We start from the raw sequence: 15,804 nt of genomic DNA, 5'->3' as shown, positions 1-15,804 counted from the left end.
CCGCCAACTGTGTGAGCGCCCAGGTACCGGTCACCGCCGTACGCACCTGCTCCCGGTCCGGACGAGGCAGGTGTGCCCATGGTGGCCGTGGCTGGTCTGGCGTCGTGATCTCAACGCGCTGCGCACCCATCGCGTCAAGCGAGGACGGTGGGCTCGCTACCCCCCACCGTGTGCACTTCCGCCGCCGTCGGTCGCCGCTACGAGTCGTTCCCCGAAGGAGCGGAAGGCGTGAGCCAGGTCCGCCTTCGCTTCGATCCGGAAGTCGACGCCGAGGAAGGCGAGCGGGAGGAGGACCCACTGCCAGTGCTCCAGCGCGAGTCGCACGCGGGTCCGGTTCTCGGCGATCGACTCGATCTCCGCGTCCTGGTGCACGAGTGCGTCGGCGACGGTCTCGGCCCTGGCATCGACCACCACCGTCACGACCTCCTTCCCGGCAGCAAAGCCCTGCCGCAGCAGGTCCAGAGCAGACTCAGCCGGCAGCGGGCGGGAGCGGTATCTCCGGCCGGTCCTACGGAGCTCAGCTACCCGGTCGAGGCGGAAGGTGCGCCAGTCCTCGCGGTCGAGATCGAACGCCACCAGGTACCACCGCAGCAGGTGGTGCACCTGTCGATACGGTTCGACCCGTCGATCGGTCGGCACATCACGCGCATCTCGATAGGAGAAGGTGATCGTCTCCTGGCCGGCGATCGCGTCGGCCACCGTGGTCAGGTGCGCAGCGGCCGGACCAGGCACTGCATGGCGGCTCGTCTCCAGGCTCGAACGAACGGAGATCAGGTGTGGACGCAGCCGAGCGGGAAGGAACTGGTCGATCTTGCCATAGGCACGGGTCGCGGCGTCATCGAGCCTGCCGGCGATGGACTGCTCGGCTGCCCCCAGCGCGGCGAGCGCGATCACGGTGGCTACCGCCTCATCGTCGTCGAGTACGAGTGGTGGCAAGGATCGACCAGGGGCGAGACGGTAGTACCCGCCCGGGCCCGGACGGGTCTGCACGGGGTACCCGTAGCCACGCAACCGGTCGACGTCGCGACGCAAGGTCCTCGGGCTCACCCCGAGCCGCTGCGTCAGCTCCTCGCTGGCGAATGAGCGTCCGGTCTGCAGTGTCGCGAGCAGCGCCAGCATGCGTCCCGTGACATCAGCCATGAACCGATGGTTCCACGAAATCCGGTCAGAAAGCGGCCACGTCTACACCTAGCGTGGCGATCATGACTGAGCCCGCCATCTCCCTGCGCCGCGTCCGGACCAACAACCTGGCCGACCTGGACGTCGACATCCCGCGGAAGCTGCTGGTCGTCTTCGTCGGCGTATCCGGATCCGGCAAGTCATCGCTGGTGTTCGACACGATCGCGGCGGAGGCAGGCTTCCAGCTCAACGAGACATTCCCTCCGTTCGCCAGGAACCGGCTGCCGACATGGACTCGACCGGAGGTCGAGCAGATCAGCGGCCTGACGCCTGCCATCGTCATCGATCAGCGGCGTATCGGTGGCAACGCCCGCTCGACGGTCGGCACGATCACTGAGATCTGGACCTATCTGCGGCTCCTCTTCTCCCGGCTCAGCCACCCACATGTGGGCGAGTCGGGGCGCTTCTCCTTCAACGATCCTGCTGGCATGTGCCCGACCTGCTCCGGGCTCGGCGTGGTGGTCGTCAGCGCCGCCGACCGGTTCCTGGATCTGGACAAGTCGCTGGCCGGCGGTGCAATCCGCGTACCTGGGTTCGGCGCGGGCGGCTATTGGTACTCGCAGTACGCCGACATCGGTTCCTTCAATGCCCACACACCGCTCCGGGAGTGGAGCGCGGCCGAACGAGATGCACTCCTGCGCGGCGGCCAGGCCGCTGCAGCGCTGGGTCGCCGCCCCCCGAGTGACTACGAAGGCATCCTGGAGCGCTTCGAGCGCATCTACCTGCACACCTCCGACAACCTGTCCGAGCGCAAGGAGGACGTCATTCGCCGGTTCACCCGGTCCGATACGTGCCCGGAGTGCGCAGGAGACCGGCTGAACGAGGTCGCGCGAACCGCAACAGTGCTCGGCCGCACCATCGGCGAGATGGCACGGATGGAGGTTGCCGAACTGACGGAGGTGCTCCGCACCATCGACTCCGCCCATGTCGAGCCGGTGGTCGAGGCAGCCACGGCCCGGTTGGAAGCGATGGTCACCATCGGCCTCGGCTACCTCACGCTCGGGCGAGCGACGACGACACTCTCCGGCGGGGAGTCGCAACGGATCAAGACCGTCAAGCACCTCGCCTCCAGTCTGACCGAGATGACATACATCGTCGACGAACCCACGGTCGGTCTCCATCCCACCGACGTCGACTCGATGATCGAGCTGCTGGCGCGTCTTCGTGACCGCGGCAATACCGTTCTCGTCGTCGAGCACGACCCGGCAGTGATGGCCCGGGCCGACCAGATCATCGAGATCGGCCCCGGTGGTGGCGAGGCAGGCGGGCAACTCATCTTCCAAGGCAGCCACGCCACCCTCCGATGCGCTGACACACCGACGGGTCGAGCGCTGCGCAAGCACGGCTCGGCGGAGCGTCGCCCTCGTCACGGTGCGGGGAGCATCACTGTCGCCCATGCCCGCCGCAACAACCTCCGCGACGTCACTGTCCAGCTCCCCACCGGGGTCATGACGGTGCTGACCGGTGTCGCCGGGTCCGGCAAGTCCAGCCTGGCCCACGAGTTGGTGGACCAGCACGAGGCGACCGTGATCGACCAGCGGCCGGTCAGCGCCAACCGTCGCTCCACTCCGATCACCTACACCGGGATCGCGCCCGCTATCCGCTCGTTGTTCGCGACCACGAACCAGGCCGCCACCGGCCTCTTCAGCGCCAATGCCGAGGGGGCGTGCCCAGACTGCGGAGGGCTCGGAGTCATCCGCACCGATCTCGCGTTCATGGACGCCCAGGAAGTGGTGTGCGAGACATGCGGGGGCCAGCGCTTCAATGCCGAAGCCCTCTCCCACACGGTGCACGGACTCTCGATCGCCGACGTCGAGGGGCTCACCATCGACCACGCCATCGCCGAGCTACCCGACGAGAGGATCCGCAGTGCGCTCAGCCAGTTGGCTGCCGTGGGCCTCGGCTACCTTCGGCTCGGCCAGTCCTTGAACACCCTCTCCGGTGGGGAATGCCAACGCGTCAAGATCGCCAAGCAGCTCCGGCTGGCGAAGCGTCCGACGACGTACGTGCTCGATGAGCCCACAACCGGCCTGCACATGGCAGATGTAGCAACGCTGCTGCAGGTGCTGGACCAGCTCCTCGATGACGGTCACTCCGTGATCGTCATCGAGCACAATCTCGCGGTGATTCGGCACGCTGACTGGCTCATCGACCTCGGTCCCGGGCCGGGCCGCCATGGGGGCGCCGTCCTGTTCGAGGGGCACGTGGCCGACTACATCGACTATGCGACTCCGACATCTCGCGTGCTCACCGCCGAGCTGTCGAGGAGCCGACGGGAGGGCTCGGAGTCAGAAGGGGACGGCCCCGACCCGCACAAGGCGGGCCGGGGCGCAGTGTGAGAACGGCGAGGCAAGGATCGGGCTGATCGCTCAGTCGCCTTCGGAGCCCTCGCGCGCGGCAAGCACGGAGGTGTTCTGGGAAGTCTTGATCGTGGCGACCGTGAACTCCAGGCCGATGCGGACCCCGATCAGGAACAGCGCCGGTGGGATCCAGCCGAACAGGATCGCCAGCACGCCGAGGATCGCGCCACCACCCCCGCCGCTGTACGGGTTCATCATGCTGCTGAACGCACCCGCGCCGAAGCCGCTGATGATGGCGCCGAGCCACCAGAGCGCCGCGATGATGATCGCGATGATGAAGATGACCTTGGCGAACGTCAGGGTGACGTACTTCGAGAAGGAGAAGTCGAAGAAGGCACCGAAGAAGCCGTTGCCACCCCCTCCGCCTCCGCTGGCTTGCGGGTAGGAGGGCTGCCCATATCCGCCTCCGGGTGGCGGTCCATAGCCGGCCGGGGGCTGCTGGGCGCCGTACCCAGCCGGGGGCTGCTGGGCCCCGTACCCAGGAACCGCAGTGCCGGGCTGAGGTGGACCGGGCTGAGCGGGCTGCTGAGGTGCAGGCTGCTGGGGTGCGCCGTAGACGGGTGCAGCCGGTGTACCAGGGTCCTGCGGCTGCTGGGAGGCCGACCCGTACGACGGCGGCTGCTGCGAACCCGGTCCGTACGGAGTTCCCTCAGCGGCCGGCTGCTGCGATCCCGCGCCGTACGAAGGCGACTGGTCGGCCGCGGCAGCGGGGTGCTCGGAAGAGGCACCGAAGGAGGGCGTGCCCGGCGGTGGCGGCTGCTGCCCGTACACGGGATCCTGCTCGTTGGGATCGGGCGGGGGCGGGGTGTAGGACACGACAATCTCCTCCAGGATGCGGGTGATACTCCCTGAACCCTAGCCACCAGCCGAGCCGACCACGAGTCCCGTTCGAATCCCCCTGCAGCCATCGAATCCAGCTCCGGACACCCGCAGGGGGATTCGATGGCTGACGCCGGGCCCCAGCGGGCGGTGCAAGCGTGGTTGTCGTCGCGCGAACGCCGGCCCGGGCGAAGAGAAGGCCGCCAATCTCGTCAGCGGTGCGGTCGCCAGAGCACCAGGGCGTTCGATTCCACCCGGCGCAACCGGGTGCCGAGCGGCACCGCGACAACATCACCGGAGGCGTCGGCGGTGAAGACGCGCCGGTTCACCCCGGCCCGCTCACGGAGGCGGGCGTTCTCCACCTCGAGGCGCTCGTTCTCGGCGGCCAGCTCAAGGATCCGTTTGATCCCGGCGAGATTGATGCCCTCCTCCTGCGAGAGACGCTGGACCTCACGCAGCACGTCAACATCGCGCTGGGAATACCGACGTCCCCTCCCCTGAGCACGCCGGGGCACCACCAGACCGAGCCGGTCGTACTGCCGCAAGGTCTGGGCGTGCATCCCAGCGCGCTCAGCGGCGATCGAGATCAGGAAGACCGGTGCGTCATAACCCGCCGCCACGATGACCTCACGCCTTCGCCGCGGCGGCGAGGTGCGCGCGAGGATCGGTTCCGTCGCTCGCGTTGGCGAACGCCTCGAGCGCCTCGGTGGCCTGTTTGGTGAGGTTTCTGGGCACCGCCACCTCGATCGTGACGATCAGATCGCCGGTCCCGGCCTTGGTCTGAACGCCACGGCCCTTGGCCCGCAGCCTGGTCCCCGACTGGGTCCCGGCGGGAACCTTGAGGCGGACTTCCTCGCCGGAGAGCGTCGGCACGGCGATCGTGGCGCCGTTCACGGCCTCCGGGAAGGTGACCGGCACCGTGATCGTGAGGTTCTTGCCATTCATCCCGAACACCGGATGCGGCTCGACGTGGACGGTGACGATCAGGTCGCCCGCTGGTCCTCCGGTCGGTGACGGCTGGCCCTTTCCGGCGAGCCGGATCTTCTGCCCGTCACGTACCCCGGCCGGGATACGAACCGTCATCGACCGACTGCCCTCGAGTGTCAGCGTGACGGTGGCACCGTCGACGGCGGAACGGAACGGCAGCGAAGCGGAGGTGCTGATGGCGCCACCCTTGGTGGGTGCGTTGCGCTGGAACCCCGCAGGCCCTGGACCCGCCGGCCCCGCTCCGGGTATCCCACCGCCGAACAACCCGCCAAGCAGGTCCTCGAATCCGCCGCCGGGCATCCCGCCACCGGTCGAGCTGTAACGCACCCGCGGACCGCCTGTCCCGCCGGCGCCGGTGAACATGCCACCGAACAGGTCCTCGAACCCGTTGGCGCCGGCCGCGCCGCCGGGGCCGGAGGCGAACCGGGCTCCGCCTCCGGCCATGGCGCGCAGCGAGTCATACTGCTTGCGCTGCTCGGGATCGGAGAGCACCCCGTAGGCCTCTCCGATCTCCTTGAACCGCTGCTCAGCCTTCTCATCCCCAGGCTTCTGGTCCGGGTGCCAGGTGCGGGCCAGCTTGCGGTAGGCCTTCTTGATCTCGGCGGCGTCGGCGTCCTTGGACACGCCCAGCGTCGCGTAGAAGTCCTTCTCCAGCCAGTCCTGTCCGGTCATCGCGCCACACCTCCTTCGATCATTCTTCCTCCTGCATCCGGGCTGGTCCCACCTTTCGGCAGCTGCGCGGTCACTGCGGTCCGGTCACCGCCACGCGGGCCGGGCGCACCACTCGCTCGCCCACCCGGTAGCCGGGCTGGAGCACCTGAGACACAGTCTCGGCCTCGACGTCCTCACTCGTGGAGTGCATGAGCGCCTCGTGCACCGTCGGGTCGAACTCCTCCCCCGGCGCACCGAAGCGCTCCACCTCGAAGCGAGTGGTCAGCGTGGATTCGAGCTTCTCCACCACCGACGCCAACGGACCTTCGAGACCGCCGTGCTGACGTGCGGCGTCGACGTCGTCGAGCACCGGGATCAGCGCCTCCACGACCGACTCGACACCGCGCCCCTTTTCCGCCTGCGCTTCCACGCGGGAGCGCTTGACGAACTGGTTGAACCGCTGGTCGAGGTTGTACAGGTCGGCCTTCGCACGCGCGAGCTGGTCCTGCAGGTCGGCGGCCTCCGCCTTGGCGGCAGCGACCGGGTCCTCAGCCTGTCCGCCCTCGGAACCTTCGGGAGTGGTGCCGTCAGAGGACTCGGAGGCTGCGCCGTCGGGAATCTGCTCCGTGGCGGTGGCCACAGCCTCGGCTGCGGCCACCTCCTCCGGGGTACGGAGCTCACCCGTGGTCGGGTCCAGGCGGCGCTTGTCGCGCACGACCGGCTGCTCCTCAGGTGGTTGAGACTCGGTCACTTCTTCTCATCCTCGTCCACGATCTCGGCGTCGACGATGTCCTCGTCCTCGCTGGAGGACTGGTCGGCCGAGGAGCCCTCGGCGCCCGCGGTGCCCTCACTGCCCGGCGCACCCTCGCCCTCAGCAGCCTGCTGAGCGTAGAGCGCCTCACCGATCTTCTGGCTCGACTCGCCGAGCTTGGTCTGAGCGGCCTTGATCGCCTCGACGTCCTCACCCTCCAGGGCGGACTTCAGGGCGTCGACATCCGCACGAACGTCCGAGGCGACGTCCTCCGGGAGCTTCTCGGAGTTGTCGTTCAGGAGCTTCTCGGTGGAGTAGGCGAACTGCTCGGCCGAGTTGCGGGTGTCGGCCTCCTCGCGACGCTTGGCGTCCTCGGCGGCGTGCGCCTCGGCCTCCTTGACCATCCGCTCGATCTCCTCCTCCGGGAGGGCGGAGCCGCCGGTGATCGTCATGGACTGCTCCTGACCGGTACCGCGGTCCTTGGCGTTCACGTGCACGATGCCGTTGGCGTCGATGTCGAAGGTGACCTCGATCTGCGGCATCCCGCGCGGGGCGGGGGCGATACCGGTGAGCTCGAAGGTGCCCAGCGGCTTGTTGTCGCGGGCGAACTCCCGCTCACCCTGGAACACCTGGATGAGCACGCTCGGCTGGTTGTCCTCGGCGGTGGAGAACACCTCGGACTTCTTGGTCGGGATCGCGGTGTTGCGCTCGATCAGCTTGGTCATCACGCCACCCTTGGTCTCGATACCGAGGGAGAGCGGGGTGACGTCGATCAGCAGCACGTCCGTGCGCTCACCCTGGAGCACACCGGCCTGCAGCGCGGCGCCGACGGCGACGACCTCGTCCGGGTTGACGCCCTTGTTGGGCTCCTTGCCGCCGGTGAGTTCCTTGACGACCTCGGTTACGGCGGGCATGCGGGTGGACCCACCCACGAGCACCACGTGGTCGATCTCGGAGATGGAGATCCCGGCGTCCTTGATGACGTTGTGGAACGGGGTCTTGGTGCGGTCCAGCAGGTCCGAGGTCATCTGCTCGAACTGGGCGCGGGTGAGGCGCTCGTCGAGGTGGATCGGGCCGTTCTCGCTCATCGAGAGGTACTGCAGCGAGATGTTGGTCGAGGTGGCCGAGGAGAGCTCCTTCTTGGCCTGCTCGGCGGCCTCACGCAGACGCTGCAGCGCGATCTTGTCCTTGGACAGGTCCACACCACTGCTGTTCTTGACCTGCTTGACCAGCCAGTCGACGATGCGCTGGTCCCAGTCGTCACCACCGAGGCGGTTGTCACCATTGGTGGCGCGCACCTGGATCGTGGAGAAATCGTCCTCGTCCTTACCCACCTCAAGCAGGGAGACGTCGAAGGTACCGCCACCGAGGTCGAAGACCAGGATGAGCTCGTCCTCCTTGCCCTTCTCCAGCCCGTAGGCGAGAGCAGCGGCCGTGGGCTCGTTGATGATGCGGGAGACGTTCAGCCCCGCGACCTGGCCGGCGTCCTTGGTGGCCTGACGCTCGGCGTCGTTGAAGTAGGCCGGGACGGTGATGACGGCGTCGGTGACCGGCTCGCCGAGGTAGGACTCCGCGTCCTTCTTCAGCTTGCCGAGGATGCGCGCGGAGATCTCCTGGGCCGAGTAGGACTTGTCGTCGATCTCGGTCTTCCAGTCGGTGCCCATGTGGCGCTTGACCGAGGTGATGGTCCGGTCGACATTCGTGACGGCCTGCCGCTTGGCGACCTCACCGACCAGCACTTCACCGGTCTTGGAGAATGCCACCACCGACGGCGTCGTACGGGCGCCCTCAGCATTGGCGATGACGGTGGGCTCGCCACCTTCGAGGACGGTCACCACGGAGTTCGTGGTGCCGAGGTCGATACCAACGGCTCGTGCCATGTTCCTGCAGCTCCTTCCGCTCCGGCGGCGCCGGATGCGACTAGTTGAGTCTTCCGCACTCAAGTGTGTGACGGTCCGATCGGAAGATCAAATCCAGTAGTCCAAACTTGAGTCTATTCGGCTCAACTGTGGGGTAGTGGATTCTATTCCCGACGGCGTCCCTCACCTCACGTTGGACGTGGCGCGGCTGCCGTTCGCGCTGGTAGCGAGTGGGGGCGGCGGTAGGCGTGGGGGTGGCGGTGGGCGTGGCGGCGGGGGCGGTAGCACCTAGGCGGTTGTGAGCCGTCAGCCGACGACCGCCCACAACCGCGTAGCTGGTGACAGGCGCTCCACAACCCCCCTGCGGGCACACCCGTCGATGAGGCGATCTCACCAGGATCGGCACATGGCCGACCCTGCGATGACACTGGACCCCGCCCTGAGCTTGATCGCGTCGACGCTCACGCAGCAAGAGGGCGTGATCAGCCGCGGCCAAGCCCACGCATGCGGGCTCACCGACAACGACTTACGCCGACTGCGGCGCCGTCGTCTCCTGACCACGGTGCACACCGGCATCTACGTCGATCACACCGGGCCGCGGACATGGGGCCAACGCGCGTGGGCCGCCGTTCTCGCATACTGGCCGGCCGCGCTGGCCGGCGAGTCGGCGCGACGGACCGTAGCAGGCGCGCGACGATCAGAACGCGGCGACGACAGCGCCATTCACCTCGTAGTGGACCGACACCGACACCTCTCCCCTGACGAAGGAATCGTCATCCGTCGCTCGGCACACCTTCGCGACTCCTGCCTCTGGAACACCTCGCCGCCGCGCCAGCGGATCGAGTACGTCGCGTTGGAACTGGCGGCGACCGCCCGGTCTGACGTCGACGCAGTTGCGCACCTCGCCGACGCCCTGGGTGCGCGCATCACGACACCGGAGCGACTCGCCGCCGCCCTGGCGCACCGGGAACGGTTCGCTCGACGGGCCTTCCTGGCCAGCGTCATCGACGATCTCCGCGCGGGAACCTGCTCCACGCTCGAGCATGGCTACTTCACCCGGGTCGAGCGGGCACACCGCCTTCCCCCTGCCAAGCGCCAGTTCCGCGAGTCGCTCAAAAGATCGCTCTACCGAGACGTGTACTACGAGGACCAGGCACTACTCGTGGAGCTGGACGGACGGCTCGACCATAGTTCCACGAGAGATCGCGACCGGGACCACGAACGCGATCTTGATGCGGCCGCCACGGACCGGCTGACCCTGCGACTCGGGTGGGGGCAGGTGTTCGACCGATCGTGCGCGACTGCGATGCGGATTGCCGCCGGTTTGCAGGCACGCGGCTGGAGCGGATCACCGCGGCGCTGCCCGGCCTGCCCAGCCTCACTCACAGTCCCCTTGTGCGGTTGAGGGCAGTCACCGGGTGACCGGACGCAACCGCACAGTGGGACGACTCGGGCAGTTGGGGCGGCAGCCCCGGCCGCGCGGAGATTGACTCCCAACCCAGGTCGTGTCATTGTATTAAGTACCTAATACAGTGACACGGAGGGGCCGCCATGGAGTTCGACACCAGCTCCCCCATCTGGGGCCAGCTCGTGACCGAGTTCTCCCGGCGGATCGTCACCGGCGAGTGGCCGGCCGGGGGCCGGATCGCCGGTGTGCGCGACCTCGCCAGTGAGCTGGGCGTGAACCCGAACACGGTTCAGCGCGCCCTGGCGGAGCTGGAACGCCGCGAGCTGTGCCGCTCGGAACGCACCGCGGGCCGGTTCGTCACCGCCGAGGAGGGCCACATCGACGCCCTCCGGGCCGAGCTCGCCCAAGACGCAGCCGATGACTTCATCCGCCGCGCCAGCGGACTGGGGATGCCCCCCGCGCAGGCCCGGCGACTGATCGAGGAGAGATGGAATGACCACGACCACCAGCACACGCAGAGAGCGTGATCCGGCGATGACCGAGAACGACTCCCTCATCAGCGTCCGCGACCTGACGGTGCGCTACGGCCAGCGCCGAGCCGTCGACCACCTCGACCTCAACCTCGCCGGAGGCCAGATCGTCGGGCTTCTCGGTGAGAACGGTTGCGGAAAGTCCACACTGCTGAAGACGCTCGCCGGCGTCTACGCCGACCACAGCGGAGAGATCCGTATCGCCGGCCGGCCGCTCGGACCGCAGACGAAGGCGATCGTCTCCTACCTCCCCGACCGCAGCGCCCTACCCGAGCGCTACCGAGTCCACTACTTCCTCGACCTGTTCGAGGACTTCTTCACCGACTTCGACCGGGCGAAGGCCACCGAGCTCATCGAGGGCTTCGGGCTGGAAGAGTCGATGAAGCTGAAGGAGATGTCCAAGGGGATGCGCGAGAAGGTGCACGTCGCCCTGACCATGGCGCGCCGCGCCCGGGTATACCTGCTCGATGAGCCGATCTCCGGCGTCGACCCCTCCGCCCGCGAGGGGATTCTCGAGGCGATCCTGCGCACTCTTGAACCGGACTCCCTCTTGCTGATCGCCACGCACCTGGTGCACGACCTCGAGACGTCGCTGGACTCGGTGGTGATGATGCGCCACGGCAGCGTCCTGCTCACCGGACAGGTCGACGATCTCCGCGCCGAGCACGGCACCAGTCTCGAGCAGATCTTCCGAAAGGTGTACCGCTCATGATGACCCTCCTCAAGCACGAGTTCATCCAGACCCGCGGCATGCTCGCGCTCACGGCCGGGGCGGCGCTGCTCGTCACCCTGGCCGGCAGCCTGCTTGCGGCCACCGGCTGGCCCGCGATCTCCCAGATCGGGATCGCCGTCGCGGTGATGGCCGTGCTCGGACTGGTCCCGATCGCGCAGATCCTGCTCGTCGTGCGGTACTGGCAATCCAGCTACGGTCGCGGCGGCTACCTGACTCAGACGCTGCCTGTGAACGGCTCGCGCATCTACTGGGCCAAGATGACCTGGGCATGGCTCGTCTCGCTCGTCGGCACCGTCCTGAGTATCGGCATGGGCCTGGCCGCCTCGCCGTTGATCACACTCAGCACCGGCGAGCCCTTGACGGTCATCACCTCGCTGCGCGAGGGATGGGAGCAGCTCACACAGGTGACCCCAGCCTGGGGCGTGGTGGCCGCAGTGGTGACCTTCGCCGTCATGATCCTGATCTGGCCGACGCAGTACTTCTTCGCGGCCTCCATCGGCAGCCAGGCGCCCATGAACCGCTGGGGTATCGGGGGCCCGGTGGTGATCTACTTCGCGGTCTACATCGCGGTCCAGATCGTCACGTTCGCCTCCTTCGTCGCCCTGCCGCTGGCGATCGGCATGGACGGCGAGCGGCTGGGGCTGGTGCGCTTCGACCTGTTCGCCGAGATGGCCGCCGATTCGAGTTCGGCCGAGGTGATGCCGATCGGGTTCGTGCCGGCGCTGGTGCTCACCACGGCCGTGTGCCTGGTGTGGAGTGTGCGCTCCTGGAAGCGGCGGGTGTCGTTGGTCTAGCAGCGGTAGTGCAGACCGGGGCCGCTCCGCACCACCGGTGCGCACCGCACCACTGCCGCGTGGCCCATCCCGCGGACTTCTACACCTCCCCGTTCGCCGGGAGCCGGAGCACACCGTCCACCCGCCGAGGAATGTTGAGCGGGTTGTCCTCCTGCAACGCGGGTGGCAGCAGCTCCGCCGGCGCCCCTTGATAGGCGACCGGGCGCTGGAAGCGGCGCACCGCCGTCGCACCGACGGAGGTGAACAGGGACGTGGTAGCCGGCCACGGACCACCGTGCTGCTGCGCCCAGCTGACCGCGACGCCGGTCGGCCATCCGTCGAAGAGCACCCGCCCGGCAATGCGTTCGAGGGCCGTGAGTACCTCCTCGACCGATTCCTCACGCTCGGCGTGCACAGTCGCGGTCAGGCTCCCAGGGACCGCGCCGATCAGCTCAAGCAGCTCACTCTGGCCCGCATAGCGCACCAGCAACGTGATCGGACCGAAGACCTCCTCCAGCAGCTCGCCCCGGTGCGCGATGACCGTACGGGCATCGGCGGCGATCACCAGCGCAGCCGGACCCTCATCCGACTCCGCTCGGCCCACGATCTCGACGCCCGGGATGGCGGTCGCGCGATCCGCGCCTGCGGCGTATCCCTCAGCGATCGAGCTCGTCAGCATGCGTGGCTGAGGCGCGAGATGGCGAGCGAGGCTTCCCTCGAGATCCGACCCCTCGGGGACCAGGACCACGCCTGGCTTCGTGCAGAACTGCCCGACACCCAACTGGAAGGAGCCAGCCAGGCCCTCGGCCAGTTCCGCGCCGCGAGCGGCATCCGCCCGGGCGGTGACCACCACGGGGTTCAGGGACCCGAGCTCACCGTAGAACGGGATCGGGTCCGGACGTGCCGCAGCCCGGTCAAAGAGTGCGCGACCACCACGCAGCGATCCCGTGAAGCCGACCGCCGCGATAGCGGGGTGGTCGACGAGCGCGAGGCCGGCATCGAATCCCTCCACCATCGCGAACGTCCCTTCAGGAGCGCCATGGGTGTTCAGGGCATCGATGACGATCTCGGCGGTGCGCCGGGACGTACGCGGATGGCCCGGATGCGACTTGACGATCACCGGAGCGCCGACGGCGAGCGCAGATGCCGTATCACCTCCGGCGACCGAGAACGCGAAGGGGAAGTTGGAGGCGGCAAACACCGCCACGGGACCGACCGGCCGCAGCATGCGGCGCAGATCCGGCACGGGCGGCGTGGCGTCCGGGTTGACGTGGTCGATGGTGGCCTCGAGGTAGGAGCCCTCATCGATCACGTCAGCGAACATCCGCAGCTGATTCGTGGTCCGTGCCACCTCGCCGGTGAGTCGCACCACTCCCAGGCCGGTCTCCTCGGCCGCGAGATCGACCAGTTCCTCGGCCGCAGCGTCCAGCGCGTCGGCGATGGCGTGCAGCCACCCAGCTCGGGTCCGGTCGGGAGCGGACGAGGTGACAGCGAAGGCCGCAGCAGCAGCCTCCGCCGGGATGTCCACCGTGGTGCTTGGCTCGGTCATGCGATCACCTTCCTCATGCTCTGCGCCAGCTGCTCACCACGGTCGAGAATGGCGGACAGGCGCGCGGTTTGCTCGGCTGTCGGATCGACCAGTGGGGCCCGCACGGAGCCGACGTCCCAGCCCTTGAAGCGAAGGCCGGCCTTGATCAACGAGACCGCGAAACCGGGAGTCTCGTCCCGCAGTGCGATCAGCGGACTGTAGAAGCCATCGAGGAGGTCGCGCTGCGCCCTGTGGTCCCCGGCGATATAGGCAGCGTAGAAAGCATTGGCGATGGCCGGCGACATCGCGAACGTCGCCGAGGAGTACAGCGGTACGCCGATAGCCCGGTAGGCAGCCTGACTGGCCTCAGCGGTGAGGAGCCCGTTGAAGAACTGCACGTCGGAGCGGCCGAGCCTCCCGGCGGCCAGCACGAAGCGCTGCATCAGCGCCACATCCCCGACGCCGTCCTTGATCCCCGCGAGCTGCGGGTTCTCCAGCAACCGGCACACCGCGTCATCACTGAGTGTGCCGCTGCCCCGGTGGTACGCGATCAAGGGCAGCGACGTCACTGCACCGATCGCTTCGAAGTAGTCCACCAGCCCCGCTTGCGGGCCGGAGACGAGGTACGGGGGCATCACCAGCAGCCCGTCAGCACCCGCCTCCTCCGCGACCCGAGCGCAGTCTCGAGCATGGCCTAGCGGGCCCCCGACCCCGGCGATCGCAGGACCGTGCCCCACGGCACCGGCAAGCCCGGCACGAATCACTTGTGCGTACTCCGAGGATGAGAGGGCGTGATACTCCCCAGTACCGCACCCGAGGAACGCGGCTCCGGCCCGGCTGTCGAATCCGTCCCGGACGAGCTGCGAGAGGAGGTCCTCGTTCACGGCGTCGCTTCGGGTGAACGGTGTCACCGGGAAGTAGAGGACCCCGGCGAACTGGGGCAGGGCGGGTGGGTGGGCAGTCATGTCAGAACCTCGGCAGGGTCGAAGAGAAGTCAGGCTGGAACTGCTGGATGTACCCGGAATCGTCACGGTGGGTACGGCCGGAGTCGAGGAACACCTGGTGCTGGCGTTCCAACGCCGCAGGGTCGAGTTCGACCCCGAGGCCCGGCGCTCGTGGGACCGCGACGGCGCCGTCGACGATCTCGAGCACGCCGGGGCGGACGATGTCGTCTTCGCGGTTCCACGGATAGTGCGTGTCGCAGGCGTAGGCCAGCTCCGGCGTTGCTGCTGCCACGTGGGTCATCGCAGCCAGCGAGATCCCGAGATGGGAGTTCGAATGCATGGAGACGCCCACACCCCAGTGACCGCAGATCGCAGCCAGTTCGCGGGTGTGCCGCAGCCCGCCCCAGTAGTGGTGGTCCGAGAGCACGATCTGCACGGCATCCTTGGCGAAGGCTTCGGGAAGGTGTTCGAAGGCGACGACGCACATATTCGTCGCCAGCGGGCGTTCCACCTCACGCGCCACGGCCGCCATGCCGTCGATCCCGAGCACAGGGTCCTCGAAGTACTCGAGTAGCTCACCCAGCTCGGCGCAGACCGCCACGGCAGTCTCGTGGCTCCACGCGCCATTGGGGTCGATACGCAACGGGTAGCCCGGGAACGCCTCGGCGAGCGCTCGCATCGCGGCCACCTCCTGCTCGGGAGGAAACACACCAGCCTTCAGCTTGATCGAGGAGAAGCCGTATCGTTCGATCAGCGTGCGCGCCTGAGCGACGATCCCGGCCGGGTCGAGGGCCGCGCCCCACTCGTCTGGCGCGGCGTCGGCAGGATCGGTAGACCTGGCCGGATCCGGATGGCCGGCGTACTTGTAGAACAGGTAGGCGCTGTAGTCCACGGAGTCACGTACCCGGCCACCGAGCAGCTCAGACACCGGTAGCCCGGTCAGATGACCCTGTGCGTCGTGTGCGGCGACATCGAGAATGGCATAGACCTCGCGCCGCTCTCGCCGTGTCAAGGAACCCGCATCCCCACCGAGCACCCGGTTCACTGCGGCCTCGATGCCATTCAGGTCGAACACGTTCAACCCGATCACTTCATCGGCGACCTGCCGCAATCGGTCGGCGACGTCCATGCCACCGCTGCCCTCGCCCAGACCGACGATCCCGCCCTCGACGTGCAGCTGCACGATCGTGCGCAGCGCGAGTGGTTCGTGCAGACCGACGGCGTTCAGCAACGGTGGATCGCGGAAAGCGATCGGTGTGACAGTGATGTCCCGGATGATCAC

At 68.0% G+C, this 15,804-nt stretch carries 14 protein-coding genes; 5 read left to right on the top strand and 9 right to left on the bottom strand.

Features of this window, described 5'->3' with window-relative positions:
• Positions 1 to 156 precede the first annotated feature (156 nt).
• Positions 157 to 1,140, bottom strand: coding sequence for a helix-turn-helix transcriptional regulator (locus FV560_RS18125; protein ID WP_159623030.1), 984 nt, complete (start codon positions 1,138 to 1,140; stop codon positions 157 to 159).
• Positions 1,141 to 1,202: 62 nt separating this feature from the next.
• Here FV560_RS18125 and FV560_RS18120 point away from each other — a divergent pair, with 62 nt between their 5' ends.
• On the top strand, positions 1,203 to 3,518 hold the full coding sequence (locus tag FV560_RS18120) for an ATP-binding cassette domain-containing protein (RefSeq protein WP_159623028.1): 2,316 nt from the start codon (positions 1,203 to 1,205) through the stop codon (positions 3,516 to 3,518).
• A gap of 30 nt (positions 3,519 to 3,548) precedes the next feature.
• Here the strand turns inward: FV560_RS18120 and FV560_RS18115 are convergent, their stop codons facing one another.
• The 5 genes from FV560_RS18115 to dnaK form a co-directional block, all read right to left on the bottom strand.
• Positions 3,549 to 4,355, bottom strand: coding sequence for a DUF4282 domain-containing protein (locus tag FV560_RS18115; RefSeq protein ID WP_159623026.1), 807 nt, complete (start codon positions 4,353 to 4,355; stop codon positions 3,549 to 3,551).
• Positions 4,356 to 4,570: 215 nt separating this feature from the next.
• A complete protein-coding gene (locus tag FV560_RS18110) occupies positions 4,571 to 4,978 on the bottom strand; it encodes a heat shock protein transcriptional repressor HspR (protein WP_275401920.1) in 408 nt (135 codons plus the stop codon).
• A 7-nt stretch (positions 4,979 to 4,985) separates the two neighbouring features.
• Positions 4,986 to 6,017 carry a DnaJ C-terminal domain-containing protein gene (locus tag FV560_RS18105; RefSeq protein ID WP_159623024.1) on the bottom strand — a complete coding sequence of 344 codons (1,032 nt, stop codon included), beginning with the start codon at positions 6,015 to 6,017 and terminating at the stop codon, positions 4,986 to 4,988.
• Between the two features lie 70 nt (positions 6,018 to 6,087).
• On the bottom strand, positions 6,088 to 6,747 hold the full coding sequence (locus FV560_RS18100) for a nucleotide exchange factor GrpE (RefSeq protein WP_159623022.1): 660 nt from the start codon (positions 6,745 to 6,747) through the stop codon (positions 6,088 to 6,090).
• Complete coding sequence (dnaK, locus tag FV560_RS18095) at positions 6,744 to 8,627, bottom strand: molecular chaperone DnaK (protein ID WP_159623020.1); 1,884 nt, start codon at positions 8,625 to 8,627, stop codon at positions 6,744 to 6,746. Before dnaK ends, FV560_RS18100 begins: the two co-directional genes overlap by 4 nt.
• Before the next feature lie 385 nt (positions 8,628 to 9,012).
• On the opposite strand from dnaK, the gene FV560_RS18090 reads away from it, so the two are divergent.
• The 4 genes from FV560_RS18090 (at position 9,013) to FV560_RS18075 (ending at position 12,071) form a co-directional block, all read left to right on the top strand.
• Positions 9,013 to 10,011, top strand: a complete 999-nt coding sequence (locus tag FV560_RS18090; RefSeq protein ID WP_200837788.1) for a type IV toxin-antitoxin system AbiEi family antitoxin domain-containing protein — start codon at positions 9,013 to 9,015, stop codon at positions 10,009 to 10,011.
• Between the two features lie 146 nt (positions 10,012 to 10,157).
• Complete coding sequence (locus tag FV560_RS18085) at positions 10,158 to 10,541, top strand: GntR family transcriptional regulator (RefSeq protein WP_159623018.1); 384 nt, start codon at positions 10,158 to 10,160, stop codon at positions 10,539 to 10,541.
• The gene (locus tag FV560_RS18080) at positions 10,507 to 11,256 is read left to right on the top strand and encodes an ABC transporter ATP-binding protein (protein WP_235020211.1); all 750 of its coding nucleotides are present in this window, start codon (positions 10,507 to 10,509) and stop codon (positions 11,254 to 11,256) included. Before FV560_RS18085 ends, FV560_RS18080 begins: the two co-directional genes overlap by 35 nt.
• Positions 11,253 to 12,071 (top strand): hypothetical protein, encoded by an 819-nt coding sequence (locus FV560_RS18075; protein WP_159623016.1) that lies wholly within the window; start codon positions 11,253 to 11,255, stop codon positions 12,069 to 12,071. The genes FV560_RS18080 and FV560_RS18075 overlap by 4 nt, the downstream gene beginning before the upstream one ends.
• A 79-nt stretch (positions 12,072 to 12,150) precedes the next feature.
• On the opposite strand, the gene FV560_RS18070 is transcribed toward FV560_RS18075, so the two are convergent.
• From FV560_RS18070 to FV560_RS18060, 3 genes are read right to left on the bottom strand one after another with little or no spacing between them, the layout of a single operon-like run.
• Positions 12,151 to 13,599: an aldehyde dehydrogenase (NADP(+)) gene (locus FV560_RS18070; protein WP_159623014.1), complete on the bottom strand. Its 1,449-nt coding sequence runs from the start codon at positions 13,597 to 13,599 to the stop codon at positions 12,151 to 12,153.
• Complete coding sequence (locus tag FV560_RS18065) at positions 13,596 to 14,543, bottom strand: 5-dehydro-4-deoxyglucarate dehydratase (RefSeq protein ID WP_159623012.1); 948 nt, start codon at positions 14,541 to 14,543, stop codon at positions 13,596 to 13,598. Before FV560_RS18065 ends, FV560_RS18070 begins: the two co-directional genes overlap by 4 nt.
• A gap of 1 nt (position 14,544) precedes the next feature.
• A complete protein-coding gene (locus FV560_RS18060) occupies positions 14,545 to 15,804 on the bottom strand; it encodes a glucarate dehydratase family protein (RefSeq protein WP_159623010.1) in 1,260 nt (419 codons plus the stop codon).

Source organism: Ruania rhizosphaerae, assembly GCF_009805705.1.
GTDB classification, from domain to species: Bacteria; Actinomycetota; Actinomycetes; order Actinomycetales; family Beutenbergiaceae; genus Ruania; species Ruania rhizosphaerae.
This window is presented reverse-complemented; position numbering and strand designations above follow the sequence as displayed.